General features: G+C 63.2%; 25 protein-coding genes. 13 read left to right on the top strand and 12 right to left on the bottom strand.

Annotated features, from left to right (window positions below; all coding sequences use genetic code 11):
- Positions 1-87: 87 nt before the first annotated feature.
- Complete coding sequence (zigA, locus tag VIM95_RS07755) at positions 88-1,311, bottom strand: zinc metallochaperone GTPase ZigA (RefSeq protein ID WP_331984462.1); 1,224 nt, start codon at positions 1,309-1,311, stop codon at positions 88-90.
- Positions 1,312-1,617: 306 nt separating this feature from the next.
- On the opposite strand from zigA, the gene VIM95_RS07750 reads away from it, so the two are divergent.
- Positions 1,618-1,758: a hypothetical protein gene (locus VIM95_RS07750; RefSeq protein WP_331984461.1), complete on the top strand. Its 141-nt coding sequence runs from the start codon at positions 1,618-1,620 to the stop codon at positions 1,756-1,758.
- Between the two features lie 3 nt (positions 1,759-1,761).
- Here VIM95_RS07750 and VIM95_RS07745 read toward each other — a convergent pair whose 3' ends face one another.
- The 7 genes from VIM95_RS07745 to VIM95_RS07715 all read right to left on the bottom strand — a co-directional run bounded on the left by VIM95_RS07745 (position 1,762) and on the right by VIM95_RS07715 (position 8,870).
- Positions 1,762-2,955: an MFS transporter gene (locus VIM95_RS07745; RefSeq protein ID WP_331984460.1), complete on the bottom strand. Its 1,194-nt coding sequence runs from the start codon at positions 2,953-2,955 to the stop codon at positions 1,762-1,764.
- A gap of 180 nt (positions 2,956-3,135) precedes the next feature.
- Entirely contained in the window at positions 3,136-3,642 is a 507-nt protein-coding gene (locus VIM95_RS07740; protein WP_331984459.1) for a hypothetical protein, read from the bottom strand.
- 176 nt (positions 3,643-3,818) lie between these two features.
- On the bottom strand, positions 3,819-4,127 hold the full coding sequence (locus tag VIM95_RS07735; RefSeq protein ID WP_331984458.1) for a hypothetical protein: 309 nt from the start codon (positions 4,125-4,127) through the stop codon (positions 3,819-3,821).
- Positions 4,128-4,164: 37 nt separating this feature from the next.
- The gene (locus tag VIM95_RS07730; RefSeq protein WP_331984457.1) at positions 4,165-5,637 is read right to left on the bottom strand and encodes a hypothetical protein; all 1,473 of its coding nucleotides are present in this window, start codon (positions 5,635-5,637) and stop codon (positions 4,165-4,167) included.
- A 98-nt stretch (positions 5,638-5,735) separates the two neighbouring features.
- Complete coding sequence (locus VIM95_RS07725) at positions 5,736-7,001, bottom strand: glycosyltransferase family 39 protein (protein ID WP_331984456.1); 1,266 nt, start codon at positions 6,999-7,001, stop codon at positions 5,736-5,738.
- 1 nt (position 7,002) lies between these two features.
- On the bottom strand, positions 7,003-7,368 hold the full coding sequence (locus VIM95_RS07720) for a hypothetical protein (RefSeq protein ID WP_331984455.1): 366 nt from the start codon (positions 7,366-7,368) through the stop codon (positions 7,003-7,005).
- The gene (locus tag VIM95_RS07715) at positions 7,365-8,870 is read right to left on the bottom strand and encodes a UbiA family prenyltransferase (protein WP_331984454.1); all 1,506 of its coding nucleotides are present in this window, start codon (positions 8,868-8,870) and stop codon (positions 7,365-7,367) included. Before VIM95_RS07715 ends, VIM95_RS07720 begins: the two co-directional genes overlap by 4 nt.
- Positions 8,871-9,715: 845 nt before the next feature.
- On the opposite strand from VIM95_RS07715, the gene VIM95_RS07710 reads away from it, so the two are divergent.
- From VIM95_RS07710 to VIM95_RS07700, 3 genes are all read left to right on the top strand, one after another.
- A complete protein-coding gene (locus tag VIM95_RS07710; protein ID WP_331984453.1) occupies positions 9,716-10,267 on the top strand; it encodes an STAS domain-containing protein in 552 nt (183 codons plus the stop codon).
- 97 nt (positions 10,268-10,364) lie between these two features.
- On the top strand, positions 10,365-11,525 hold the full coding sequence (locus VIM95_RS07705; RefSeq protein WP_331984452.1) for an acyltransferase: 1,161 nt from the start codon (positions 10,365-10,367) through the stop codon (positions 11,523-11,525).
- Between the two features lie 128 nt (positions 11,526-11,653).
- Positions 11,654-12,460: a substrate-binding periplasmic protein gene (locus VIM95_RS07700; RefSeq protein WP_331984451.1), complete on the top strand. Its 807-nt coding sequence runs from the start codon at positions 11,654-11,656 to the stop codon at positions 12,458-12,460.
- A 6-nt stretch (positions 12,461-12,466) separates the two neighbouring features.
- Here the strand turns inward: VIM95_RS07700 and VIM95_RS07695 are convergent, their stop codons facing one another.
- Positions 12,467-13,426: a LysR family transcriptional regulator gene (locus tag VIM95_RS07695; RefSeq protein WP_331984450.1), complete on the bottom strand. Its 960-nt coding sequence runs from the start codon at positions 13,424-13,426 to the stop codon at positions 12,467-12,469.
- Between the two features lie 114 nt (positions 13,427-13,540).
- Here VIM95_RS07695 and VIM95_RS07690 point away from each other — a divergent pair, with 114 nt between their 5' ends.
- Positions 13,541-14,287 carry an SDR family oxidoreductase gene (locus tag VIM95_RS07690; protein WP_331984449.1) on the top strand — a complete coding sequence of 249 codons (747 nt, stop codon included), beginning with the start codon at positions 13,541-13,543 and terminating at the stop codon, positions 14,285-14,287.
- A gap of 89 nt (positions 14,288-14,376) precedes the next feature.
- Here the strand turns inward: VIM95_RS07690 and VIM95_RS07685 are convergent, their stop codons facing one another.
- Positions 14,377-15,663, bottom strand: a complete 1,287-nt coding sequence (locus VIM95_RS07685) for an adenylosuccinate synthase (protein ID WP_331984448.1) — start codon at positions 15,661-15,663, stop codon at positions 14,377-14,379.
- 154 nt (positions 15,664-15,817) lie between these two features.
- Here VIM95_RS07685 and gcvA point away from each other — a divergent pair, with 154 nt between their 5' ends.
- From gcvA to VIM95_RS07660, 5 genes are all read left to right on the top strand, one after another.
- Positions 15,818-16,699, top strand: coding sequence for a transcriptional regulator GcvA (gcvA, locus tag VIM95_RS07680; RefSeq protein ID WP_331984447.1), 882 nt, complete (start codon positions 15,818-15,820; stop codon positions 16,697-16,699).
- Between the two features lie 236 nt (positions 16,700-16,935).
- The gene (locus VIM95_RS07675; protein WP_331984446.1) at positions 16,936-17,625 is read left to right on the top strand and encodes a DUF1345 domain-containing protein; all 690 of its coding nucleotides are present in this window, start codon (positions 16,936-16,938) and stop codon (positions 17,623-17,625) included.
- A 109-nt stretch (positions 17,626-17,734) separates the two neighbouring features.
- Entirely contained in the window at positions 17,735-18,088 is a 354-nt protein-coding gene (locus tag VIM95_RS07670; protein WP_331984445.1) for a GFA family protein, read from the top strand.
- Between the two features lie 199 nt (positions 18,089-18,287).
- Positions 18,288-19,295: an SDH family Clp fold serine proteinase gene (locus tag VIM95_RS07665; protein WP_331984444.1), complete on the top strand. Its 1,008-nt coding sequence runs from the start codon at positions 18,288-18,290 to the stop codon at positions 19,293-19,295.
- 111 nt (positions 19,296-19,406) lie between these two features.
- Positions 19,407-19,859 (top strand): hypothetical protein, encoded by a 453-nt coding sequence (locus VIM95_RS07660; protein ID WP_331984443.1) that lies wholly within the window; start codon positions 19,407-19,409, stop codon positions 19,857-19,859.
- Positions 19,860-19,865: 6 nt separating this feature from the next.
- Here the strand turns inward: VIM95_RS07660 and VIM95_RS07655 are convergent, their stop codons facing one another.
- Complete coding sequence (locus VIM95_RS07655) at positions 19,866-20,630, bottom strand: class I SAM-dependent methyltransferase (RefSeq protein ID WP_331984442.1); 765 nt, start codon at positions 20,628-20,630, stop codon at positions 19,866-19,868.
- Positions 20,631-20,806: 176 nt separating this feature from the next.
- On the opposite strand from VIM95_RS07655, the gene VIM95_RS07650 reads away from it, so the two are divergent.
- The 3 genes from VIM95_RS07650 to VIM95_RS07640 all read left to right on the top strand — a co-directional run bounded on the left by VIM95_RS07650 (position 20,807) and on the right by VIM95_RS07640 (position 25,035).
- Positions 20,807-21,208, top strand: a complete 402-nt coding sequence (locus tag VIM95_RS07650) for an OsmC family protein (protein WP_331984441.1) — start codon at positions 20,807-20,809, stop codon at positions 21,206-21,208.
- A gap of 127 nt (positions 21,209-21,335) precedes the next feature.
- On the top strand, positions 21,336-21,842 hold the full coding sequence (locus VIM95_RS07645; protein ID WP_331984440.1) for a GNAT family N-acetyltransferase: 507 nt from the start codon (positions 21,336-21,338) through the stop codon (positions 21,840-21,842).
- Between the two features lie 151 nt (positions 21,843-21,993).
- Positions 21,994-25,035: a sensor histidine kinase gene (locus VIM95_RS07640; protein ID WP_331984439.1), complete on the top strand. Its 3,042-nt coding sequence runs from the start codon at positions 21,994-21,996 to the stop codon at positions 25,033-25,035.
- Between the two features lie 32 nt (positions 25,036-25,067).
- Here the strand turns inward: VIM95_RS07640 and VIM95_RS07635 are convergent, their stop codons facing one another.
- Complete coding sequence (locus VIM95_RS07635) at positions 25,068-25,535, bottom strand: Lrp/AsnC family transcriptional regulator (protein ID WP_331984438.1); 468 nt, start codon at positions 25,533-25,535, stop codon at positions 25,068-25,070.
- Between the last annotated feature and the right edge of the window lie 21 nt (positions 25,536-25,556).

Below are 25,556 nucleotides of genomic sequence, written 5' to 3'. Positions count from 1 at the left end.
TCCTGCCAGCAACGCCCCGCTTAAGCGGGGCGTTTTGCTTTTGGCGCCTGCGGCTGAAGAAGAAGGCCGATGATCTATCGCGCCGGTTCAAGCTGCGGTTTGCCAGGTAGGGAAGGGGTCGTGCCACCGCTGTAAATGGGCCGCCAGGTCTTGCAGTTCCGCGTCGTTGACCAGACAGGCATCAAAGGCGGCGGTCAACTCGGTCTGGGCCATGTTCATGCCGATCAGCACAATCTCCTGCAGCCGGTCCCCGAACGCCGGATGCCAATCGGCGCGGATGGCGTCGAGCGAGCCATGGTCAGTTGGCCATTGCGCCTGGGGGACCGATGCCCACCAATGGCCGGCAGGCCCATGCCGGGAAACCGGCCCGGCCTGCGACCAGCTCGCTACGAACTGGGGTCGGGTGGCCAGCCAGAAGTAACCCTTGGAGCGAATCACCCCAGGCCACTCACGGTGGATCATCTGCCACCAGCGCTCGGGGTGGAAAGGTCGCCGCGCCCGGTAGACAAAACTACGGATGCCATAGGTATCGCTTTCCGAGACCGCATTACCACGCAGGGTCTGCAACCAGCCTGGTGCATTCGCTGCTGCTTCAAAGTCAAAGCGGCCCGTGTTCAGTACCGCCATCAACGGAACCGCACCAAAGCGGCTGTGAACGATGTCTGCACGTGGGTTCAGTGTCCGCAGGATCTTCTTCAGCCTGGTCAATTCCTCGGGGCTGACCAGATCGGTCTTGTTCAGTACCAGCACGTCGCAGAATTCCACCTGCTCAATCAAGAGATCGACCACGGTGTGTTCATCTTCCTCTCCGAGTGTCTCGCCCCGGTCGGCCAGCAGGTCTTCGGTGCCGTAGTCGCGCAGGAAGTTGTAGGCGTCCACCACCGTGACCATGGTATCCAGCCGGGCAATGTCGGCCAGGCTCTGGCCGGCTTCGTCGCGGAAGGTAAAGGTCTCGGCCACCGGCAGGGGTTCTGAGATGCCGGTCGATTCGATCAATAGATAGTCGAAGCGCCCGGCCTGTGCCAATTGGCGGATCTCGATCAAGAGGTCCTCGCGCAAGGTACAGCAGATGCAGCCATTGCTCATTTCCACTAGCCGTTCCTCGGCGCGTGACAGCTGCGCGCCGCCTTCGCGTACCAGGCGGGCATCGATATTGACCTCGGACATATCGTTCACGATCACCGCCACGCGTAAGCCATCGCGGTTATTCAAGATGTGGTTGAGCAAGGTGGTCTTGCCCGCACCAAGAAAGCCGGAGAGCACGGTGACCGGCAGGCGTTTGTCGGTAAGGGCGGGAAGGGATGTAGGCATGGCTGCTTGGACTTATGGTTAAATAGATACGTTATAACATAGCACAAGCAATGCGAAATTGTATCGAGGTCGATGCCGCTTTTACCGCCGAGGTGTTGGAAACTGGAGGGGCTGAGCTCGGGCGATGGCTGAAGATGGTGCACAACAAGGGGTGGTATGCTGCATGGTGGTGCACCATGTGGCACCCATGGTGCCGATAGCGGGCGTTTCAGCGCTCCGCTGCGGGTTTCCCGGGTAACTGGCCAAGCAGGCCCGGGACTTGCTAAGACTTTAGCCGTTACGCAGCAAGACGAAGTCGAGTCCCCCATGCAGGCCACCATGCCCAGCGGTTTCTACCTCAGCCGCCGCAATACCCCGCAACGCCCGCAGGCCGCCCTGGTCGGGCCCTTGCCCAGGCCGATCAGCAACCCATCGGTCCCGCCACGCGCCGTTCTGTTTGCCCGCTGAGGCTTAGGCCTGGCTGGTTTCGTCCCGCTGTGCCCGGCTGGCCAGCCGGGCGCTGAAGATCGCTGCCGAGGCGGCAGCCAGCGCCGCCATCAGGTAGATTGGGGCATAGCCGGCATGCTGCGCGACCAGACCCGCCAGCGGGCCGGTCAGGCCCAAGGCCAGATCCAGGCAGAGCGAGTATGCCCCCAGGGCCGAGCCCCGGTTGGCTACCGGCACACGCTTGACCGCCTCCATGCCCAGGGCTGGGAAAATCAGCGAGAAACCCAAACCGGTGATTGCCGCGCCGGCCAACGCCTGTGCCGCGGATACTGCAGTCCACAGCAGCCCCAGGCCCAACGCCTCGACGGCGAAGGAAGCCAGCGCCACCCTGTAGCCGCCAAAGCGGCCGATCGCGTTGGCGAACACCACCCGTACCACGATAAAGCAGCCGCCAAGCAGGGTAAGCGCCAATGCCGGGTTGGCCCAATGCCGGCTGGTGAAGTAGAGCGTCACAAAGGCGGTGATCGAACCAAAGCCGATGGAACCGAGGGCCAAGCACAGGCCAAAGGGCCAGACCCGGCTCATGACTTGGCCAAACGGCAGCCGCTTGCCGCGCTCCGGCATCACGGCCGGCTTGCGCCGCACCAGTAGCAGGCAGATCACGCTCATACCCAGGGTGAGTACCCCGAGCGAGACAAAGCCCCACTGTGCATTGAGCAGCACGCCCAGCGGTGCGCCCAGGGCGATGGCGCCGTAGCTGGTGATGCCATTCCAGGAAATGACCTTGCCGGTGTGCGCTGCCCCCACCCGGCCTATGCCCCAGGTAATGGTGCCGGTGGTCACCAGGCTCTCGCCAGCACCCAACAGCAGCCGGCTTGCCACCAGCAGCGCCAGGCTCAAGGGCGGCCATTGGCTACCGAGCGCCGCTACGATGCCCAGTGCGCCGCTGGCAGCACAAAAGCCCAAGCCCACGGTGACCGAGCGCTTGGGGCCATGCACATCGCACAGCCGTCCGGCGTGCGGCCGGCTCAAGAGGGTGGCGAGGTACTGCACGCTGATCGCCGCGCCGGCCAACACCGTGCCATAGCCCAACCCGTTGTGCACATAACCCGGTACCACGGCCAGCGGCAGGCCGACCGCCAGGTAGGCGATGAAATTGAAGAAGATGATGCCGATAATGGCCCAGGTCGGGGAGGTGGGGGCGGCGGACGTATTCAAGAACGTACGCCCCTGAGCTGCAGGCTGCCTGCGCGTTGGCGAAGGAGGGTGGTAGGAGACGGGCGAAGCATGGTGACGCAGATTCGTCAGGGTGGAACGTAGCCCCTATTGTAGGCCTTCCATATTGCAGCCAAACTTGGGGGAACCGCCCACTCGCCGGGTCAGCAGTCCACCGAGGGTTCAATCGTAGAACTTGTCCACCGGTACAGTCTTGATCACCGGCTTCTTGCCACCGCCCTTGATCACCAGCCGTGTCATCACCTGGCCCTTGGGGTCCTGGCAGCTACTCTCAAAGCTGCGCGCGGCCGATATCACCTTGGCACCCTGGCTGACCTTGCTCCAGGCGGTCATCCAGTCGCCACAGCGGGCCTTCTTGTCATAGTTGCCGGGCTCGGGGCCGACCACCACCTGGTAGAGCCCGTCGCTGAGCCGGCATTGTCGCTCCACGGTCTGCAGGTCGCCAATATGCGTGTCGTCCTTGGCCGTGACCAGGGTCCATGGGTCCCAGGCGGCTTCCGAGAAGCTGTCGCTATCACCCTTGGGCTTGTCTGGTGAGAGGTAGTAGCTCAGCACCAGCTCATCCTGCGCCCGGTCGCATTTATAGCCGACCAGCTTGTAGGGGGCCGCGGCCTGGGTGCTGGCACAGGCCAAGAGGAGGAGGGTGGCGACAACGTAGCGCAGCTGCATGTTTCCCTCGTTTCTCTGTGCGGGCATGGGGTACCCGTACATTGTCGTTGGTATTGCAGTGCAGCATACTGCCGATCAAGACAAGACTGTTAAGATATCAATGGCTTACGTTAGCGTGAGTCGCGGAAATACCTAAACCTTGTTGCGCCTGCTACACGCACCGGCGCCAGGCGCGCTCAGGAATTGGGTGCCTTGGTAAAGCCACTCGGTCGGCGCTTGGTACAGACCACCTGGTAGTTCTCCTTGCTACCGGCGCTGCTGATATTCACATCGCAATCGAAGTCCGCACCAGCATTGGTCGACTTGGCATCGCGCATGATCTGCATCACACGCGCTTGCGCCTTGTTGCGGGCGGCTTCTTTCTCGGCCGGGGTATGGCCATCCACCGTCCAGGTTTCGTTGACCACTACGTCGGCGTCGGCGGCCCAGGCCGGCAGACCCGGGATGATCAGGCTGGCCAGGGCCAGCATGGTGTAAAGACGCATGGAAGAATTCCGATCAGGCTAGGATTGCCCGCTATTGTCACTTGTTTTTTGCAATACCCGCCACTGTCGCCTCAAAGGCTGCAAAGCGGGCATCGAGTGCTTTGCGCTGCGCCGCTTTGTCGGCAGGGCTCAAAAAAGAGAGGCGGATACTATCGTATACCACCCGTTTGAGTTGGGCGTAGCCCGGCTTGTAGCGGCTGGCAAAGAGCAGGTATTCATTGCTGATGCTGCTACGTGCCACGCCGGCATCATCAGTGGCGATCACCACCGGTACATGCTGGCGCAGGTAGAGGTTCACCGGGTGGGCCTCGCCCAGAATGCCAAGAATGATGGCATTGCTGCTCAAGTTCACTTCCACCGCGATGTCCTTCTCGCGCAGCTGCTTCAGGATGGCGTAGGGCGCTTGCTCATGGGCAATGTCCACGCCGTGGCCGATGCGCTTGGCACCAGCGACCGCCACCGCGTTGCGGATATGGTCGCGCAGCCCCTCGGGCGGCACCATGCCCATGGCCAGTTCGCCGGCGTGCAGCGATAGCGGCGTAGCCGGATACTTTTGCTTCAGGTAGCGCAGCATGCGCATATGCAGGTCATAGTCGCGCATGGCCACCGGGCCGTTCTCAGGGCCCAGCAGGTTCACGCCAACGAAGAGCGGGTCGCGCTGTACCGACACAAAGGCGCTGTAGAGGCCGGAGAACACGGTGGCCGGTGGGTTGCTGCGGTTGGTATAGCTTTGCAGCCGCAGGGTGAAGTCGGCATCGTCAATGCCGGCCACATTGGCATGCTGCTCGGCCAGGTAGGTGTCGATCTTCTTTTGGAATGCCTCGCTATGGGCGAGGTAGTCGTGGTACTCGTCCAGCACGGTCTGCAAGGTCGCATCATCCACTGCCGGTGGCAGGGTGTTGAGCCGGTCTATGACCGCAGCCTTGTAGGATTTGTCGATCTTGGGCGCGCTCGCAAGCATGCTCTCGATGTACTGCAGGTTTTCTGCCTTGGCGCGCGCCTTGAGCTGCTGCAGGCCCGGCTGGTAGTGGTTCCCCACTGCGCCAAAGTACTCAAAGCTATTGAAGAACTGCATATCGGGCGGCGGCTGGTCGTGGCCGGGCTTGTCGTAGTCCTGGGTGGACCAGCGCATCAAGACCTGGCGGTAGAGGTTGCTATCCATCCGCACCGCGGCGATGGGTAGGCATTCCTTGCCGGCTGCGGTCTGGGCCGGTTTGGTCTCTATGGTTAGCTCGGTCCGGTAAAGGCAATAGCCCTGCTGTTCGGCCCAGTCGAGATAGGTCTCGGCATAGACTGCACCCACGTAGTGATGGTGCAGATCACCGCCCTTGGGCATGAGGGTCATCAAGAGGCTGAGCTCGGCCAACTGCGGCTGCGGGCCGGCCAGGAGGCGCTGGTAGTAGTCGGCGGTGGCTGCCTGGTTGCCGGCGGCACTGCCGCGTGCGGCGGTGGGCAGGGCCGCGGCCAGGAGGCAGCTCCCCAATAGGATGGTCCGGGCCCAAAGGCGCATGTGTGATCCCCTGTCTTTTTATTGGCGCGCTGAGTTAGCGGTGCTGCAGTGTAAGCATTTGCCGCGCGGCGGGGATGAATTTTGCGCGATGTTCGCAGTTAGGCCGATGCTATCTGGATCACCGGGCGCTCGCGCCGGCGCAGGACGAACTGCTCCAGCGCCACGGCAGCCAGCACGCATACGAGCGGCATGATGGGTTCGCGGTAACGGTAGATCACGTAGAACACCATATGCACCGCGGTGTAAGCCAAGAGGGCAAACCATAGCAGGGTGAGGTTGCGCCCGGCCGGGCCGGCTTGCCCCGCTCGCGGCCGGCGCAAGCCCAGCCAGGGCAGGCTGGCCAGGGCGGTCAGCACGATCACGAGGTACTGCACCAGCCAGACCTTGCGTACCAGCGCCTCTGCGCCACTGGGTTGGTCACGCCCCTGGTGCCAGGGTGGGGTCCAGAAGTGGGCCGCCTTGCGCAGTGCCAGCGTGGCAAAGTCGGTGGGATGGCTAGCTATCCAGTTCAGCGCATCTGCCCGCAGCGTGGCAGAGGCAGCCACCTCGCCGGTTTTGCGTAGCGCGGCCCAGTCTGCGCCGCGCGGGGTATCGCCGATCGACATATACATGCCGGTAGCGGCCGGGTTGTTACCCAGGTAGAGGTTGAAGCCGCCATTGGTATTGAGCACCGGCGAGCCCAGCACCTCGGCATTGCGCCACATCCAGGGGCCGGCCACCAAGAGCAGGGTGGCCAGTGCCAGCGCCAGCTGGCGCAGGGTCTGGCTCAGGCCGGCGGGGGTGAGCAGCAGTGCCAGGCCGGCGGCACCCAGCAGGGCCAGGCCGGCATTGCCGGTGAGCGCGATCAGGCCAAATACGGCGCCGCAGGCGGCTGCCAGCCTGTAGCTGGGACGCCTTGCCAGCAGCAGGGCCAGCCACAGGCCTGCCAGCAGCAGCGGGGTGAGCAGGTTCTCCTTTTGCAGGTAGACCACATACAGCGCCGCCGGCAGGTAGCTGGCCCACAGCGCCGCCGCCAAAAGCCGCCCCAGCCGGCCGGCGCCGGCCTCGCGCGCAATGGCATGGCAAAGCACGATGCTGACGCCGCCAAGTACAACCTGTAGCAGCCGCACCAGCAGCAGGTTTTCGCCAAAGACCTGAAATATTGGAGCCAGCAGGAATAGCGGGTAGCCGACGTTGTACATGGCGCGGTTGCCCATGAAGTCGACAATGCCCTGGCCGTGCACCAGATTGCTGGCCATGCTCAGATAGGCCTGCTCGTCTCCCTCGGGCACATGCGGGAAGGCCAATACGGCAGCAACCCGCAGCACCAGGCCGGCGACCACGATCAGCCACAGCCAGTGGCGCTCGCCCAGGTTCAGTCGCATCTCAGCTCCGCCCCACCAGCAGCACGCCCACGCAGATCAGCAGCACGCCTACGGTACGGGTCGGGTTCACGTCTTCGCCCATCAAGAGGCCTACCGCCACGGTCAGCACAAAGCCCAGGCCCACCAGGGGGTAGGCCTTGCTCACATCCCAGCGCGACAGCACCCCCAACCACACCACGGCCCCCACGCCGTAGAGCATGAAGCCACCGAGCACCAGGGGCTGCAGCATCACGGTCCAGAGGGTCTGTAGGTTGTAAGGGCCGGCCATGACCTCGCGTACCGACTGGCTGCTCATGCCGGCCTTGAGAGTGAATTGCGCTGCAACCGAGAGGCCGATGCTGAACAGCGCGACCAGGATGGTATTCATGTTGCGATCCCCACTTGGGCAAAGCGTGCGACCAGGGTGGTCAGGACGATGGCGGCCACCGTCAACCGGCTGCCACGGTCCTTGACCGCGAACAGCACCGGGTCGTCGTGCATCTCGCCGCGTGCGGTCTTGATCCAGAGCCGGCCCAGCCAATAGATCAGGCCAAAGGCCACCAGCCACAAAAGCTGCGGCGAAGCATAGCGGGCCTGCGTCTCAGGCGCACTCAGGAACAGACCGAACACCACAATGGAGCTGAGCGCCGCCCCCACGCCCAATGGCCACAGCACGGTCAGGTCGGTCACGCGGTAATCGCGCCCGCGTGCCGCCACGTTGCCGCGCTGCTCCAGCAGCAACAGCTCCGAGCAGCGTTTGACCAAGGCCAGGCTCAGAAAGATGAAGACCGAGAAGGCCAGCAGCCAGGAACTGGTCACCACCCCGATAGCGACCGAGCCGGCCACGATGCGCAGGGTGTAAAGCAGTGCCAGCATCAGCACATCGAGCAGCACATAGCCCTTGAGCGCCCAGCTATAGCTGCTGGTGAGCACCAGGTAGGCCAGCAACACCAGGGTAAAGCCCTGCGACACCGTGCTGGCCAGCAAAAAAGCCGAGGTCAGCGCCAGCGCGGCTACCGCCACGCCATGGTGCAGGGGCAGGGCACCGCTGGCGAAGGGACGATGGCGTTTGCGCGGGTGGGCCCGGTCGTTTTCCAGGTCCCAGAGATCATTGGCCACGTAGGTGGCCGATGCCACCAGCGAGAAAGCGAGGAAGGCACAGGCCATGGTCAAGAGCTTGGCCGGCTGCATAAAGGAAAAAGCCGTCAGCATGGGCACAAACAACAGCAGGTTCTTGAGCCACTGGTGCACCCGCAGTGCTCTCAGCCACAAGCTTAGCCCCTCTGGCGCACGGGGGAATTCCCGTTCGATCGGGGTGCGGTCTTCGCGTACCGTCCGCGCCACCTGGCGCGATACCCCTACCAGCACGGCGCCGTTGGCGGCCTTCCAGATCGGCAGGTCGGCCGCGCTGTCACCCACGTAGATAAAGTCGGGTCCCACCAGCTCGCGGATCGCCTCCAGCTTGGCAGCTCCCTTGAGATTGTGCTCCGGGTCGCTGCTCAGTACTGCGTCAAACAGCCCCAGGTGCTGCGCTGCCAGGTCGGCAATATCGTGATGTGCGGCGGTGGCCAGCACGATGCGTCGGCCACGCGCTTTCTCTGCCTGCAGGTATTCGATCAGCTCCGCGCGCCAGGGCAGGCCGGCCACCGGCAGCTGGGTACGGGCGGCTACCTGGTCCTTGAGCTGCGCCCGGCCATTGAGCAGCCAGCCGGGTAGGCGCAGCAGATCCTGCGGGCGTTGCTTGAGCAGCAGCACAATGGATTCGACCAGGGTATCGGTCGGGGTCAGGGTTCCATCCAGGTCCACCACCAAGGGGACCAGGTCGGGATAGGTGTCGGTAGACACTGGCTCCAGCACTGTGGCCGGCGAGGCGAACGAATCGAGCTGCATGGCTACGCTCCAGGGGCCGCATGGCGGTGCGGCACCGTGTTCCAGCACCTGCAGGGCAGGCGAGGGCGGGTCGAGACATCACGGGCGCCGTAGGCGGGAGCAAGCTCCGGCCAGCGACACATATAGCAGCGAGGATGCTGCCCCCTGGAACGAGCCGGGCGGGTGGTACCCGTCGGCTTCTGTTTTTGGCCCTGTGTAGCCGGCCCCGCGAGCGGATTCGTCGAGGGTCGGGTTGGCAGCCTTGCGAACAGGCTGCCTTATATATTTTGCTGCACGCCAGCATAACCGCTTGTGGTGCGGTTGCCATCCTCCATTTGGGGGAAAGGTCCTGCCGCCCGTCCTTGGGGCGTAAACCGGTTCTCGCCCATGGTGGCAGGGGATAGGGTCCGGCTTCCAGACACACCTCGGTTTGTGCGCTGCGCCATTCGGGTAATAGAATGGCAATCATTCTCATAAATAAATGAGCGGGACCCCAGGGGGTGTGCCGGATGAGACGTGAACTCGGTAGGCACTTGCTTCACTTGCTGGCGTATCTGGATGGGAAGGCTGCCGCTTCATCGCCACCACCGGTGTTGAAGGCAGGGCAGCTTGTAGTGTTGTTACGCGTCTGCAAGCCTTGTTAAGGAAATACTGCAGCCGCACAAAAGTGTGGTTTTCATGCATACAACATAATTACCAGTTGTCGATAGGTGATAATCATCAATTGGTTATGTTGTAGCATCCGGCAGCTTTGGAAATCGCCGGACCACCCTGTGCCGGCTAGGTCATCACCCGGCAGCCTTGGGGCGCTACCCGCCCTGTCTGCCGGTATTTTGTGCCTCAAGTACATGAAGGTGGAATATCCCATGGAAGCGAAGCTGCACATCGAAGGTACGCATGCGCTGATCAGCATCGTGGGCAATTTTGACTTTGCCCTGCATCGCGCATTTCGGGATGCTTCCTCTCAGATCACCGGCCACGCCAATATACGCAGTGCCGAGATCGACTTCAGCCAGGTCACCCGCATAGACAGTTCCGCGCTCGGCATGATGCTGCTGCTGCGCGAGCGGCTCGCCGCCCGGCGCGCCACGCTCACCCTGAGCAATATGTCGCAGCCCATCCGCTCGCTGCTGGTCGCCAGCCAGTTCCATCGTCTTTTCAATATGCCGCTGCCGGAAGTCGGCCCCTGGCAGGATAGCGATGCCCACACTGCCTTGGAACGTGCCATCCACGAACTGGAGCAGGCCCGCTCCAAAGGGCTGTCGCGCAGCGCGGCAGAATCGGTATTGCAGCATATCGCCCGCTCCTATGGTCCCAACGGTAATACCCCGGCCATACAGGAAGCAATCCAGACCCTGCTCAACGCCGCGCATGCGTTTGCACCGGTTGCCCAGCCCCAAGGCAGCTACGCGGTATAGCGTTACAGCAGTTGCAGTGCCGGCTCTGCCCAAGCCTGCCAGCGGCAGCTAAGCTGCGTGTCCCACGGCTAGCCCGGTCTTGCAGCAGGTTCCACCCTTGAGCACGTCCCCGATCCGTAATCCATTTGTTGACAGCCTGCGTGGCATTGCCATCCTGCTGGTCTTGCTGCTGCACTTCACCTTGGCCTTTGGCCTCAAGAACAGCCCGCTGGGCGATGTGGTCCCGGCCGAGTGGCTGCGTGCCGTGCTGCTCAATGGCAACTACGGGGTGACCATCTTCTTCGTCATCTCGGGCTTTTTGATCACCGGCAACACGCTGGACCGCTGGGGGCAGCTGTCGCAACTCTCGCTGCGCACCTTCTACGCCCAGCGCTTTGCCCGCCTCTTGCCCTGCCTCTTGCTGGCGCTGGCCATTATCGTGCCGCTGGGCTGCCTGGATATTCCCTTCTTCAACAATTCCGACGCGAACCCGCCCCTGCCTGCCAGCTACTTCGTGGTGGCTGTCGGCTCCATTCTGACCTTCTGGCACAACCTGCTCATGCAGTCGGCCGGCTACTTCAACTACTGCCTCAATGTGTACTGGTCGCTGTCGGTCGAGATGCTGTTCTATATCCTGTTTCCGCTGGCCTGCCTGCTGCTGCGCCGCCAGGCGCTGGTGGCGTTGCTGGGCCTGGGCTTGATCGCCTATGCGCCGTACTACCGCAGCCTGCATGCCGACAATGAAATCTTCTTCATGTACGGCTACCAGGCCTGCTTCGATGCAATTGCCCTGGGCTGCCTGGCGGCCATGCTGCTGCGGCACTGGCAGCCAGGTGTGCGCTTGGCGGCCTGGGTGCGACCTATCGCCGGCCTATTGCTGGCCGTGGTCTACCTGCGCGGCATAGGTGGGAACGAGGTCTGGGGCTTTAGCTTGATCGGCCTCTTGACTGCCACCTTGTTGGTGCATGCACCCCGCACGGTACCCGGCCGATGGCTGGATAGCCGACCTTTGCGCGGCTTGCGCTGGATGGGCCTGCATAGTTACGAGCTCTATCTCTTTCATGTCATCGTGCTGGCCGTCATGCGCAATGTGACCGACAGGGACCACCTCAGCTACGCCGCCCGGCTGCCTTGGCTGGTGCTGTTTATCAGCTGTGCCTGCGTGCTGGCCTGGTTGGTGGCGCGCTATGTGGGCGGGCCGGCACAGCGCACGCTGCTGCAATGGCTGAGGGCTGGCCGCCCCGTGCTGCCGGCGCAGCAGCAGACTGCAGGCACCTGAAGCGGCAATCCAAGGTCCTGGTCCGAGAATGAGGCATGCGGAGGCCGCATGTCGTGGTGGTAAAGGCCGCCCGCCGTTTTTTGCAATGCTGACTATGATCAGGGAAACCCTAACCGGTATTGCATGGCATGACGGCAAGTACGTGGCACCAAACCGCAAGGAGACGCTCCCCCTACCGGCTGCGGCCGTGGCTGGCCGTGCTGCTGGCCGCCTGGGCGTGCGCGAGCGAGCCGCTGGTGCTACGCACTGCTGGCCAGGTAAGCACTGCACCCAAGTACGTGCAGCAGGGCGGCAAGGTAGTGGGTGTTTGTCCGGCATTGCTTGCGGCCATCCAGGCCAAGGATGGCCATATACAGTTCACCGGCCTCGAGGTCCTGCTTTCCACCCCGCTGGTGGAGAAAGGCCTGCAGAGCGGTCAGCTGGACGTTTTCTGCGGCCTGGTCAAAAGTGCAAATCGCCAGCAGAGCATGCGCTTCCTCGAGCCGCCGCTGTACCACATCCAGATGCGGGTAATGAGCCGCCGCGATATCGGGGCCCCGCGCGACGTAGCCGACCTGCGCGAGCGTAGCCAGAAGGTGCCGGTGATCGCCACCGCGGGGCTATCCACCACCCGCTCGCTGATGGAGCAGGGCGTGAAGGTGGACGCCAGCAGCAGCGACAACCTCAGCAGCCTCCGGCGGCTGCAGGCGGGACGGGGCCAGTATTACTACAGCAGCGACGAGATTCTGCTGGGCTTGATGGCTAGCGAGCATCTTGGTGATTGGGCGGTGATCCAGCCCACCGTGTTCGGCGAAGAAGACATGTATATGGTGACCAGCCGGCAGTTACCGGCGGAGGCGCAGCAACGCTTGCATCGGGCGCTGGAGCAACTGGCTGCCAGCGGCGAGCTCAAGCAGGTCGTGGTGGAGATGAAAAAGCAGTACGGCGGTCTCTAGTACCGATCAGGCGATGCCGGACGACCCCATGTCAGGTATGGCCGCGATAGTCTGAACCAAGTGGTCGAACACCAGCCGTATGCGAGCCGGCACCGGGCTGCGCTGCGGCCGGAAGACATACAGCCCCCATGGGTCCGGCGCCAGGTGGTCCAGTACGCTCACCAACTGGCCGGATTGCAGATAGGGCGACACCATGGGCGTGGCCAACTGGCCGTAGGCCAGCCCGCTCAGTACCGCCGCCAGCTCGGCATCGGTATCGCCGGTGCTGAAGACCGGGTCGCGCGGCGCCCATTGCTGGCCATCCTTGAAGTACCAGGCCCAGGGGCGGCCGCTCTTGCGGTCGATCAGGCCGGTCACCGGTAGCGTGTCCAGATCCTGTAGCCGCTTGGGGCCGCCGGTCAATGCCACCAACGAAGGGGCGGCGGCGACGTGAAAGCGGATCTGCCCGGCCCGCCTCGCCACAAAGCGGCTATCGCGAAAAAAGCCCACCCGCACCCCAATGTCGATCTGTTCGTCCACCACGTCGGCAATCTGGTCGCTCAGCCGTACATCCAGCCGCAAGCCGGGGTAACGCAGGCCCAGCGTGGCCAACGCCGGGGTGAGGAAGGTCCGGCCCAGGCTGCTGGGGGTGGTGATGCGCACCGTGCCTTGCAGCTCCTCGTCCACCGGCCGGCGGTTGGACTGGAACAGCGCATCCATCTCGCCCACCGCCCGCCGGCCGCGCTCGGCCAGCTGCTCGCCAAACTCGGTGATGTGGTTGCGGCGGGTGTTGCGGTGGAACAGTAGTTCGCCAGTCAGCTCTTCCAGCTCGCGCACCGCACGGGTCACCGCCTGAGGCGAAATGCCCAGCCGGATGGCGGCCTCCTTGAAGCTCGCCGCCTCGGCAGCGGTACAGAAGATGCGCAGCATTTCCAAGCGGTTGAGCACGGCTTTACCCCCGGTCGAATGGATGGTTTTCAATTCCAAAATTTGGAATTCTCAAATCATATCATTTCCATTTTCTGCTGGTTTGCGCAGGTCGATACTGCGCTCCAAGACAGGTGACCACCTGACCGTTAACCAGTTAGAAGGGATGTAGCCATGAGCAAGAACATCGCAGGTAAAGTCGTTGTCATCACCGGCGCCAGCAGCGGCTTGGGTGAATCCACCGCCCGCCACCTGGTCGCCCTGGGCGCCAAGGTGGTGCTGGGTGCCCGCCGCAAGGACAGGCTCGAAACCCTGGTGGGTGAGCTGCGCAATGCCGGCGGCGAGGCCGAATTCGTGGTGACCGACGTCACCCGCAAGGCCGATGTCGAGGCCCTGGTGCAAAAAGCCGTCAGCCGTTTTGGCCGCGTGGACGTCATTGTCAACAATGCCGGCCTGATGGCCATCTCGCCCATCGCCGCCGGCCGCACCGACGAGTGGGACGCCATGATCGATATCAACATCAAGGGCGTGCTGTACGGCATCGCCGCCGCCCTGCCGGAATTCCAGAAGCAGGGTAGTGGCCACATCATCAACATCTCTTCGGTGGCCGGTATCAAGGTCTTTGCCCCCGGTGGTTCGGTCTACAGCGGTACCAAGTTCGCCGTCCGTGCCATCAGCGAGGGTCTGCGTCAGGAAATCGGCGGTGCCATCCGCACCACCACCATCCTGCCCGGCGCGGTGGATTCCGAACTCAAGTTCGGCAGCCAGCACGCCGAGAGTGCCGCCTTCGTGCAGGGCTTCTACGAGCAGATGGCCATCCCGGCCGATTCGGTTGCCCGTGCCATCGCCTACGCCATCGAGCAGCCGGCCGATGTAGATATCAACGAGATCGTGCTGCGCCCCACGGTGCAGGAGTTCTGATCGCGGCCCTGGGCTGGCGTCAGGTAGCAAAGCAAAAAGGCCGGCATATGCCGGCCTTTTTGTTTGGAGACTGTTTGGAAATGGGACGCTTAGTCCTGGTACGGATCGCGCAGCACGATGGTATCGCTCCGCTCCGGCCCCGTGGTCACCACTGCAACCGGGATGCCGGCCAATGCCTCTATGCGCTGCACCAGGGCCGCCGCTTCTACCGGCAGCTCTGCCAACGTACGGGCGCCGCGGGTGGTGCCCTGCCAACCTGGCAACACCTCGAACACCGGTTGCAGACGGGCCTGTACGGCCTGGCTGGCCGGCAGGTGGTCGATGCGTTCGCCGTCCAGCGTGTAGCCGATGCACAGCTTGACCTCGTCCATGCCGTCGAGCACGTCCAGCTTGGTCAGCGCCAGCGCGCTGATGCCGGCCACGGTAATGCTCTGGCGCAGCTGCACCAGGTCCAGCCAGCCGCAGCGCCGTGGCCGGCCGGTGTTCACGCCGAATTCACCACCCTTGCTGCGCAGCGCCTCGCCCAGCGCGCAGTGCAGCTCGGAAGGGAAGGGGCCTTCACCCACGCGGGTTGCGTAGACCTTGCTCACGCCCAGTACGGTGCCCAGCAGGGCAGGTGCTACGCCGGTGCCGGCAGCGGCGTTGGCCGCGATGGTGCCGGACGAGGTCACATAGGGGTAGGTACCCCAGTCGATATCCAGCATGACCGCCTGCGCACCCTCGAACAGGATGCGCTCACCACGCTCGCCCGCCTGGGCGAGGCGACGCCAGGCCGGGCCGGTGTAGGCCAGCACCTGCGGCGCCAGGGCCAGCAGCTTGGCCAGCTCGGTCGCAGTATCGAAGGTCGGTTCGCCCACGGCTTGCAGCCAGACATTGTGGTGGGCCAGCAGGGCACCGAGCTTGGCTTCCAGTGCGATAGGGTCGGCCAGGTCGCAAACGCGCAGCGCGCGGCGGCCGGCCTTGTCTTCATAAGCGGGGCCGATGCCGCGCAGAGTGGTACCGATGGGCGTGCCGCGGCGGGCCTCCTGCGCCTTGTCCAGCGCGCGGTGCACGGGCAGTACCAGGATGGCGGTCTCGGCAATCATCAGCTGATCAGGGGTGATGGTCACGCCCTGCGCCTGCAGCTTGGCAATCTCGCCCAGCAGATGCTCCGGGTCCACGGCCACGCCGTTGCCGATCACGCCAAACTTGCCGCGCACCAGGCCCGAGGGCAGCAGCGCCAGCTTGTAGACCTGCTCGCCCACCACCAGGGTGTGGCCGGCGTTGTGGCCGCCGTTGTAGCGGGCCACGATATCGGCACGCTCGCTCAGCCAATCCACCAGCCGGCCCTTGCCCTCGTCACCCCACTGCGCGCCCACCACCACGATATTGCCCATAGCCTGCTGCCTTTCAGTCCAGTAATTCTGACGTGAAGGCGTGCCAGCCACGACCTTCGGCGAGACTGTAGTGACTGGTATCAATGCTGACAAACCATTAAAACTGGTATTGAATGTTAAATAAACTCACACGAAGCATTGTTCATAGCCCGCCGTGCGCCGCCGCCTGCCCCCACTCAACTCCCTGCGTGCCTTCGAGGCCGCCGCCCGACTGGGCAGCTTCAGCCTGGCGGCGGAAGAGCTGTCCGTTACCCACGGTGCCGTCAGCCGCCATGTGCAGCAGCTGGAGGGTTGGCTGGGGCTGGCCTTGTTCGAGCGGCTCAACCGCCGCGTGGTACTGACCGACGCCGGCCGCGACTATATGGATGAAGTGGGCGCGGCCCTGGACCGCATTGCGCTGGCTACCGCCCTGCAGCTGGAGCGTGGCCGCCAGCGTGTGCTGCGGGTGAATGCCCCTGCCACCTTTACCCTGCGCTGGCTGCTGCCGCGTTTGTCGGACTTCCAACGCCTGCACCCGACCCTGGAGGTACGCATCAGCACCTCCAACGAGGTGGTGGAAGCCCTGACCACCCCGCACGACCTAGTCATACGCGGTGGCCCTCAGCAGATTGCCGGCTATGTGGGCGAGGAGTTCCTCTGCGAGCAACGCCTGCCGGTGTGCTCGCCGGCTATCCTCAAGAATGCGCCGCTCAAGAAACCCGCCGACCTGGCTCGCCACACCCTGCTGCACGCCGCCACCTACCCCAGCATGTGGGACGAATGGTTGAGCGCGGCCGGCGTGCCCGGCCTGCAACCCAAGCAGTCGCTCACGCTGGAGCACTTCTATCTCACCCTGCAGGCCGCGCTGGATGGCCTGGGTGTGGCCATGGGCCCGCAGGCCCTGGTGGCACAGGACGTGGCCGAGGGCCGGCTGGTACACCCCTTTGCCATTACCGCCCCCACCCCCTGGCGCTACTGGGGCTATATCCCCGAACGCAGGGCAGGGGATGCCGGCGTACAAGCCTTCCTGAGCTGGTTGCGGGCCGCGTCCATATGAAATTATATGGGCGTGGTAGGCAAGTTCGGTGCAGGCGCCCGGGGAACCCGTGCGCTCGCCGTTCGCTTGGTCGGAACCAGCGGCCCTCTCTTGATTTAATCCCACCCCTCCGCCCCGCCCGCCGGCGGGGAACCTCGCTGGCGCTCGCCTAGGCACGGAATAGATGTTGATTCCTAGCCCCCTAAATTCAGCACAGGCTCTAAGATGGGCGTACATCGTCAAGTCTGTGAATGCGCATGTCCCAACCTGCACCAATCCCCTCCCGCCACCCCTACCTGGTCCGCCTGGCCGTGGGCCGGCCGCGTTTGTTCCTCTCGCTCGGCGTGGGTGTGCTTACCGCGGTGCTCATGGGCGTGTTCGGCTCCCCTGAACTCATCACCCGGCTGATCGTGGGCTGGAACGTGGGAGCCTGGCTCTATCTCATACTGGCCACGCAGCTCATGCTCTCGTCCAGCCATGACAACATGCGCAAGCGTGCCCAGGCAGAGGACGAAGGCAGCGCCATCGTGCTTACCCTGGTGGTGTTGGCCGCCATCGTCTCGCTCGGTGCCATCGTGGCCGAGCTGGGTACGGCGCATGACCTCGCCGGTTGGCCGCGCTTTATCCATATCGGCCTCGCCATCCTCACCATTCTCTCGTCCTGGTTCTTCACCCAGGTCATGTTCGCGCTGCACTACGCGCACGACTATTACGTCAACATCACCCATGGCAAGGCCGGTGGGCTGGACTTCCCCGGCACCCACGCACCGGGCTATGGCGACTTCCTCTACTTCTCCTGCATCATCGGTACCTCGGCCCAGACGGCGGATGTCACCATCACCGGTAGTTCGCTCAGGCGTACCAACCTGGTCCACTGCATCCTGGCCTTCTTCTTCAACACCACCTTGGTTGCTTTGCTCATCAACATTGCGTCGAGCCTGATCTAGGCAAGCTGCAAAGTATCGGGGCCGTGGCGGTGGCTAGACAGGGTGGGCTGCAAGGCACTGCTTTCTAGCGTTCTGGCGAGTTAAAGCAAACTTTCACTGGAGTCTTCCAATGCAACACTACCAAGGCAGCTGCCACTGCGGTGCCATCCGCTTTACCTTCCAGGGCGAGCCGCTCGTCAAAGGCCTGCGCTGCAATTGCTCCATCTGCCTGCGCCGTGGCGCGGCCATGACGCCCTACATCATCGCGCCCGAGCATATCCAGATCGAGGCGGAAGACGGCGCCCTGGCCACCTATAGCTTCGGCAGCTGCGTGGCCAAGCACCACTTCTGCAACCGCTGCGGCATCTACCCCTTCCACCAGACCATGCGCTGGCCGGGGCACTACCGCGTCAACCTGGGCTGCGTGCAAGGGCTCGATGCCACCAAGCTTCCGTCGGATGTATTCGACGGCGCTGCGCTCTAATTGCACATCGGCAACAGTCCCCCATTTGAAGGATTGCCAAGGCGGGCAGGGCAGTGCCAACATCATTGCCGGCTACGGCGAGCAAGCCCTGGGGAGGGGCGGCCGGGCCAGCACCCGACAACGGGCGCTTCTGGAAGCCTTGGTCGCTAGCTAGTTATGGCTTCTGGGAGTTCCCTTATTAGAAGAGGGACATCAAGCTTTGGAAAAAGCACCAGAAAAAACCATCAAGCAGCCGCCGGTCCTGTTCAGCAAGACCCAAGGCCTGATCGCCAAGATCAGCACCCTGCTCGGCGCCCCGCTGATCACCTACTGGACCAACCCGCGCGGCTCGGTCTGCCATAGTGATTCAGTGGCCCTGTTCGAGATCCTCGAATCCATCGGCCACCAGCAAACCATCTACCTGTTTATCAAATCCAACGGCGGCAACGGCCAGGCCTCGCTGCGCCTCGTCAACCTGCTGCGCCAGTACTGCCAGAAGCTGGTGGTGCTGGTCCCGCTGGAGTGCGCCTCCGCCGCCACCATGATCGCCCTGGGCTCCAACCAGATCCTCATGGGGCCCATCGCCTACCTTACAGCGGTCGATACCTCGCTCACCCATGCGCTCTCGCCGGTGGACAAAGACAACGACAGCGTATCGGTCAGCCTGGACGAGCTCACCCGCGTGGTCCGCCTCTGGCGCAGCGAGCAGCCCAACGAGCTGGAGAACCCCTACAAGGCCCTGTTCCCCCATGTGCACCCCTTGGTGATCGGCGCGGTGGATAGGGCTGAATCGCTCTCCATCATGCTGTGCAAGGAACTGCTGGGCTACCACATCAAAGACCCGCTGGTGGCCGAACAGATCGCCACCACCCTCAACAACAAATACCCCTCGCACGGCTACCCCATATTGCTCAACGAGGCCCGCATCATTGGCCTGAACGCAGACCCGCTACCGCACGAGATCAACGCCCTGCTACTGGACCTGCACCGTCACTACAGCGAGATGGGCCAGAAAGCGACGACTGACTTCGACGAAATCCGCGCCCATGGCAACGAGATATTGAACATCTGGGAGACCAGCAACACCCAGATCTACTTCCAGCAAGACAAGGATTGGTTCTACCGCGCCGAAGAGCGGCGCTGGATCACCATGAACGACAACTCAGGCTGGCGGAAGATTACGCGGGTGAAGGATCGGATACGGAAGACGGAGTTGCATATTGTTTAATGGGCATGTTGATTGAGCTATGAAAATTTACCGCCTCGGCATTGAGATCAGAAAGATTTTGGCATTTGTTATGGCTTTGAAATGAACCCGCTTAAGAGCAATACACTACATATGTCCTTGAATGTTGCTGCGAAACTTCTTCCCCTAGTCTTTTTTCTCACTAGCGCTGTTTTGCCTATTAGCGTGCTTGCGGCAGATGCCGATTTCTCCGGCCGCTGGTTCATAGACCTTCGCTCCAAGGAGGAACGCAAGGCAAAGGTTGAGTGTGGTTCCGCGGAGTTTTATCTGGTCCAAAAGGGCAAGAAGATAACGGGGCAGCATACCTTTGCGACACCACAGTGTGGGCGCATGAATGATAGTGAGGAAGAGACAGTAAAGGGTGAAGTCATAGGCTCTACCGCTATCCTGACGGTTACCAGTGGCCGGAATGGGGCAGTCGTGCGGGGTAAAGCTGTCCTACAGAAAGGAGCCCTGCACTGGCAGGTACTTGAAGAAATAAAGGCGGGCGATGTGGAGGGTGATTCGGCCTTGATTTTGGAGAAAGGTATTCTCGTTCGGAAATAAATTGAATTACAGGCGTTCAGTATTGGGCTTACGCTCAAACAATACATGCACCCAATTCCCCCGTGCCGGCGTCACTGCCCGCTGCACATCATTCAAGGTGACCGCTGCCCGCGTCAGCACCTTCTGCCATAGCGTGCGCTGGCTGGGGCGCACCAGCACCGCCCCGCATTGAATGCACGGTTCCTGCTGGCTATAGGTGCCATAGGGGTTGCCGGCCCGGTCCATCATCCAGCAAGCAAGGCTGTTGGTGCCTTCGCGGGTCTGGCCTACAAAGGATGTCTGTACCGCACGGTAGTCGGGGAAGAGCGCTTGCAGGCGGGCGAGGTCGAAGCTGTTGACGTGGCCCCAGGGCGGGTTTTTCTGGCCGCATTGCTGGCAGGTGGTGCGGCCAAAGCGGATGTCCTGCTTGTAGGGCACGCCGATCAGCACATAGCGGCTGGCTACCCGGCCCAGCTCGGCGCAGACCTTGGGCAGTATCTCGGTCGGGATGTGCTCCAGTACCTCGGCGCAGAAAACCAGGTCTGCGCTACGGTCTTCAAACGCCAGCGCGGCGGCATTGCCTTGCACGCAGGTGATCTGGTCGTGCTCGATCTCTGGCTTGGTGAGGTCCAACGCGGTTACCCGCTGACCTTTCTTGGCCAGCTCCACGGCCAGGTAGCCGTCCCGCGCACCAATGTCGATGATATGGCCCAGATTGCCTGGCACCAGCCGCATCAGGTCCGCTATCCGGGCCTGTTCTGGCTCACTGTTCCGGTATTCGGTCAGATCCATTACCCCTCCAGAAACGGGATAAAAAGGGCCGGGCTTGGTGGTTTGCTGGGCAGCGGCTCCGTGCGGAGCCGTACAAGCGTCTCGAATCAGTCTAGTCTTTCCTGGTAAATGCGCTGGCCAGCTCTCTGGCGCGCATGTTCCAGGTCAAACGGTGGTTTGGTTAGCTGGGAGTTGCGATGCAGATTTCGGCAAAGGTCAAAAATAGCGGGCAGGTCCACGAAACCAGCGTGACCACGGGCGACACGACGCAGACGCTGGCGGTGCCGGCCAAAGCAGCGGGCAATGGCTCCGCGGTGAACGGCGGAGAGTTCCTGATGCTGGCGCTGGCCACCTGCTACTGTAACGACCTCTACCGCGAGGCCCAACGCATGGGCATAGCGCTGGTCAGCGTGGAGGTCGAAGCCAGGGCAGAGTTCAAGGGCGTGGGCCTGGCGGCGCGCAATATCGAGTACCGGGCGGCGGTGGTGTCGCCAGCCTCACCCGAGCAGATAGAGGCGCTGCTGCGGGAGACCGATGCCGTGGCCGAGGTGCACAACACTGTAAGGGCAGGCGTGCCGGTGGTAATGAAGGGGGCCTGAGTTCGCCAGGGTGTTCGGCATTGGGTGCGTAGCAAGGCAAAGAGCGCAGTGTTATGGGGTCTGCCTTCCGTCAGTACTTTCGCCTACCATGGCAACCCGTCGTCCCTGTAACACTTCGAGTCCCCCCATGCCGCTCCACATCCGCCCCGCCGTCGTGACCGACGCCGCCACCATCCTGCAATTCATCACCGAGCTGGCCATCTATGAGAAGGCCGAGGACCAGGTTGCGGCCACCGTTGAGACCATTACCTCATCGCTCTTTGGTGCAAGCTCGCCGGCCAAGGCCTTGATCTGCGAGCAGGGCGGGGTGGCCATCGGCTTTGCGGTGTATTTCTTTTCCTATTCCACCTGGCTGGCCAAGCCGGGGCTGTACCTCGAAGACCTTTACGTCTCGCCGCAGGCGCGTGGCCTGGGTGCTGGCAAGTACTTGCTGCAGTACCTGGCCGGCATTGCAGTGGAGCAGGGCTGTGGCCGCTTCGAGTGGAGCGTGCTGGATTGGAACGAGCCGGCCATCGGCTTCTACAAATCCATCGGCGCCGCGCCGCAGAGCGAATGGGTGCGCTACCGCATGGAAGGCGAGGCGATCCGCGAGTTTGCCACTACCGGTAATGCAGCCGAGCCGGTGCCGGCCTAGGCCTGCTTCAACCGTCCTTGGGCCGGTGTGATGGCAGGCCCCTGCGCATCCTGTCTTGTGGATAACCACTAGCGAGTAAGGGTGTCAGGCCTATGTCAGCCTTGTGTAAGATCGGCGGTTGCCCCCCGCTCACGCTGAACACGAGAACGATATGCGCCCCTTGCTGCGCCTGCTGCACGTTCCCTTTGCCTGCTTTGCGCTCTGCGCCTTGCTGGCGCTGGGCCTACCCGCCCATGCGTCGGGAGAGGCCGAACCCAACCACCTTATTACCCTGCACCACACCAGCTGGCAGTCCAAGGATGGTGCACCACCCTATGTGACCGCGCTGGCGCAAACGCCAGATGGCTGGCTGTGGGTCGGCTCCTCGGTCGGCCTGTTCCGCTTCGACGGCGTGCGCTTTGAGCGCTTTACCCCGCAGGGGGCCGCCATGCCGTCGAGCTATGTGCGCAGCCTTTCAGTACTGCCAGATGGCTCGCTCTGGGTGGGCTACCTCTATGGTGGCGTTTCGCAGATCCGCAATGAGCGCATCGTCCACCACTACGCCCCGCGCAAGGGAGGGCTGCAAGGCTCGGTTCTCGATGTAAAGGTGGATGCCCAAGGCCAGCTCTGGGCGGCCAGCATCGTGGGCTTGTTCCAGCTCAAGGGGAGCGACTTTGAACGCGCGCCGGCCGAAATGCAGGCTCCCAAGAGCGCCATCCAGCTGCTCAATGACAGCCAGGGCGGCCTGTGGCTGCGCAGCGCACAGGGCGTGTACTACCGCGCCCCTGGCAAGCCGGCCTTCGAGCAACAGCCTGGCGAGTGGGGCTGGGGCAACCTCCTGGAAGCGCGCGATGGCAGCGTATGGGGGACTGATACCTCACAAGGCGGTGTACGCATGCTGCGCGGCCCGCTCAAGGGCACTGCCAGTCTGCAGTGGCAGCCCAGGCCGGGCGCCAATACGCAGATGGCGCTCGACAAGGCCGGCCGGCTTTGGGTGCTGCGCGAAGATGGTGTGGAAATGCTGCAAGCTGGCGGTGGCGGCAATGCCAGCCGGAGCATGAGCCGGCAACAGGGCCTGAGCGGGGAGAGCGGTACCGCCCTGCTGGTGGACCGCGAAGGCAACATTTGGGTTGGGACTGGCAACGGGCTGGACCGCTTCCGCGAGAACAAGCTCACCCAATACCCGGCAGCAGCTTCGCAAGGCGAGGCGCTGCCCCTGGCCGTGGGCAAGGATGGCGCGATCTGGACAGACCAGCAGTGGATCGCCCACCCGGGTGCCGCGCCCGAGCGGTTCGACCCCGCTCCCCCATCGGCCACCAATTTCTCGCTGGCAGAATATGTGGACCCGCAAGGCCGGCTGTGGACGCATACCCTCGATGGCCTCTACCGCGTGGAGAAAACCGCGCAGGGCTATAGCCGTACGCTGATCCCCCCTCCACCCAACATTATCCGGGCCTTGGCCAACGGCCTCGGCATGGATGGCGAGGGTAGCCTCTGGATCACCTTCGGCCCGCAGCTGTACCGGCTCAAGGCGGGTGTATGGCTGCGCAATGGCGGCTACGACGAGCTGGGCAAGAAGGCCTACACCACGATCTATAGCGACCCGAACGGCGACATGTGGTTCGGCGCCACCCAGAACACCCTGGTACGCCTGGCCCAGGGGCAGGTGCGCCGCTTCGACAGCAAGGACGGCATTTCCCTGGGCACCATCATGCAGGTCTACCGAGCTGGCAAGACGCTTTGGGTGGCAGGCGAGAACGGCCTGGCCTTCTTTGACGGCACACGTTTTCATCAGGTGCTGGGAGAGGGCGATGAACCCTTCCAGTCCACTGCAGGTATCGCCCAGGGGGCCGACGGTGACCTCTGGCTCAATGGTGGCCTGGGCATCTTCCGCATTGCTGCGGCCGAGCAAGCCAAGCTGTTGGCAGAGCCTGGCTACCGCGTGCATTTCACCCACCTGGGCTACGAGGATGGCCTTTGGGGTGCAGCGCCACAGCTGGGTGGCGTACGCTCGGCGGTTGCAACGGGCGGCAAGCTCTGGTTCACCACCACCACCGGCCTCTTCTGGCTGGACCCGGCGCACACCCTGCACAATGATCTGCCGCCACCCGTGTTGATCAAGCAACTGGCGGCTAAAGGGGGGCAGGGCGCAGATGTGCCCTACCTGCCGCAAGCCGGTCTGGCACTGCCGGTGGGGTCGCAGCAACTGCGTATTGACTACACCGCGTTGAGCTACACCATGCCCGAGCGCATGCAGTTCCGCTACAAGCTGGAAGGGGCGGACGATGCTTGGCAGGATGCCGACAACCGCCGCTCCGCTTTCTACACCAACCTCGCGCCGGGCTACTACCGCTTTGTGGTGCAGGCTGCCAATAACGATGGCGTCTGGAACAATGCCGGTGCCAGCCTCGGCTTCCGTATCGCGCCCGCATGGTGGCAGACCACCTGGTTCCGGGCGCTGGCACTGGTGGCCGTGCTGGCATGCATCTGGTTGCTCCATCGTGTACGGCTTTTGCAGGTGGCGGGCCACATGCGCGAGAAGTTGGCGGAGCGTTTGGACGAGCGGGAGCGCATAGCCCGCGAGCTGCACGATACCTTGCTGCAGTCGGTACACGGCCTGGTGCTGATCTTCGACAAGGCGGCCGGCCATGTGGCGGCCAACGAGGAGCGGCAACGGCTGGAGCGCGCGCTGGAGGTTGCCGGTGCGGTGATCGAGGAGGGGCGCGACCGAGTACGTGGCCTGCGCCAGGACGACCAAGCGGGCGGCTTGTTCGATTCCTTGCAGCAGCACGGCAGCCAACTGGCCGAAGACAGCAGCGCTGAATTCCACGCTACTGTGATCGGTGAGCCGCGCAAGCTGCACGCGTTGGTGAGCGAGCAGTTCCGCGCCATCGCCAAGGAGGCGATCTACAACGCCTTCCGCCATGCGAGCGCCAAGCACGTCGAGCTACAGGTGCAGTATGGCGAGAGCATGCTGCGGGTTACGGTACGCGACGATGGCTGCGGCATACCTGATGCCATACAGCAATCCGGCGCGCGCGACGGTCACTGGGGCCTGGTGGGTATGCAGGAGCGGGCCCGTAGCATCAAGGCTACGCTGAGCTGCCGCTCCAGTGCGGCAGAGGGCACGGTATGGCAGTTCTCCATCCCGGCCCGGTTGGCCTACGAGCATGCGCCGGGGCAGGGCTTCTGGCGCAGGTTGTTGTTGGCCTGATGCGTTGGGTTACCAGGCTTCAGTACCGCCGTTTAATCAGGTATCGGTACCTGTAAGCCAACTTTGACCGGCTCCATCACCACGGCGGTATGGAATTTCTGGATATTGGGGTTGTTGAAGAACAGCCGGTGGGTCAGCCGTTCATAGTCGGCCATGTCTTCGGCGGTGACGATCAGCACAAAGTCGTGCTCGCCGGTCACGTAGTAGCACTGCTGCACCTCGGGCATGCCGCGCATCTGGGCCTTGAAGTCGGCCACGATATCGCCTCGGCCGCGGGTGAGGGTGACCTGGATCACCATGCTCAGCTTGCGGCCCAGCGCCTCGGGTGCCAGCACCGCCTGCTCGGCGCGGATGATGCCGGTTTCGCGCAGGCGTTTGATGCGTCGTTGTACCGCAGTGGCCGATAGTGCCACCACGCCCGCCAGTTGCTCGCTGCTCTGCCGGCTGTCGCGCTGCAGCTCGCGCAATATGGCTCTGTCATAGGTGTCGATCTCGTTCATGCGGTGCAGTTTAACTGCACT

The organism is Chitinimonas sp. (assembly GCF_036568685.1).
In the GTDB taxonomy this organism is placed as follows: domain Bacteria; phylum Pseudomonadota; class Gammaproteobacteria; order Burkholderiales; family Chitinimonadaceae; genus Chitinimonas.
This window is presented reverse-complemented; position numbering and strand designations above follow the sequence as displayed.

What these genes read in the sequence shown, in the direction of transcription:
- zigA (WP_331984462.1), bottom strand. Translation starts at nt 1,311, where the DNA reads ATGCCTACATCCCTTCCCGCCCTTACCGACAAACGCCTGCCGGTCACC.
- VIM95_RS07750 (WP_331984461.1), top strand. Translation starts at nt 1,618, where the DNA reads ATGCAGGCCACCATGCCCAGCGGTTTCTACCTCAGCCGCCGCAATACC.
- VIM95_RS07740 (WP_331984459.1), bottom strand. Translation starts at nt 3,642, where the DNA reads ATGCAGCTGCGCTACGTTGTCGCCACCCTCCTCCTCTTGGCCTGTGCC.
- VIM95_RS07735 (WP_331984458.1), bottom strand. Translation starts at nt 4,127, where the DNA reads ATGCGTCTTTACACCATGCTGGCCCTGGCCAGCCTGATCATCCCGGGT.
- VIM95_RS07730 (WP_331984457.1), bottom strand. Translation starts at nt 5,637, where the DNA reads ATGCGCCTTTGGGCCCGGACCATCCTATTGGGGAGCTGCCTCCTGGCC.
- VIM95_RS07725 (WP_331984456.1), bottom strand. Translation starts at nt 7,001, where the DNA reads ATGCGACTGAACCTGGGCGAGCGCCACTGGCTGTGGCTGATCGTGGTC.
- VIM95_RS07720 (WP_331984455.1), bottom strand. Translation starts at nt 7,368, where the DNA reads ATGAATACCATCCTGGTCGCGCTGTTCAGCATCGGCCTCTCGGTTGCA.
- VIM95_RS07715 (WP_331984454.1), bottom strand. Translation starts at nt 8,870, where the DNA reads ATGCAGCTCGATTCGTTCGCCTCGCCGGCCACAGTGCTGGAGCCAGTG.
- VIM95_RS07710 (WP_331984453.1), top strand. Translation starts at nt 9,716, where the DNA reads ATGGAAGCGAAGCTGCACATCGAAGGTACGCATGCGCTGATCAGCATC.
- VIM95_RS07700 (WP_331984451.1), top strand. Translation starts at nt 11,654, where the DNA reads ATGACGGCAAGTACGTGGCACCAAACCGCAAGGAGACGCTCCCCCTAC.
- VIM95_RS07690 (WP_331984449.1), top strand. Translation starts at nt 13,541, where the DNA reads ATGAGCAAGAACATCGCAGGTAAAGTCGTTGTCATCACCGGCGCCAGC.
- VIM95_RS07685 (WP_331984448.1), bottom strand. Translation starts at nt 15,663, where the DNA reads ATGGGCAATATCGTGGTGGTGGGCGCGCAGTGGGGTGACGAGGGCAAG.
- VIM95_RS07675 (WP_331984446.1), top strand. Translation starts at nt 16,936, where the DNA reads ATGTCCCAACCTGCACCAATCCCCTCCCGCCACCCCTACCTGGTCCGC.
- VIM95_RS07670 (WP_331984445.1), top strand. Translation starts at nt 17,735, where the DNA reads ATGCAACACTACCAAGGCAGCTGCCACTGCGGTGCCATCCGCTTTACC.
- VIM95_RS07660 (WP_331984443.1), top strand. Translation starts at nt 19,407, where the DNA reads ATGTCCTTGAATGTTGCTGCGAAACTTCTTCCCCTAGTCTTTTTTCTC.
- VIM95_RS07655 (WP_331984442.1), bottom strand. Translation starts at nt 20,630, where the DNA reads ATGGATCTGACCGAATACCGGAACAGTGAGCCAGAACAGGCCCGGATA.
- VIM95_RS07650 (WP_331984441.1), top strand. Translation starts at nt 20,807, where the DNA reads ATGCAGATTTCGGCAAAGGTCAAAAATAGCGGGCAGGTCCACGAAACC.
- VIM95_RS07645 (WP_331984440.1), top strand. Translation starts at nt 21,336, where the DNA reads ATGCCGCTCCACATCCGCCCCGCCGTCGTGACCGACGCCGCCACCATC.
- VIM95_RS07640 (WP_331984439.1), top strand. Translation starts at nt 21,994, where the DNA reads ATGCGCCCCTTGCTGCGCCTGCTGCACGTTCCCTTTGCCTGCTTTGCG.
- VIM95_RS07635 (WP_331984438.1), bottom strand. Translation starts at nt 25,535, where the DNA reads ATGAACGAGATCGACACCTATGACAGAGCCATATTGCGCGAGCTGCAG.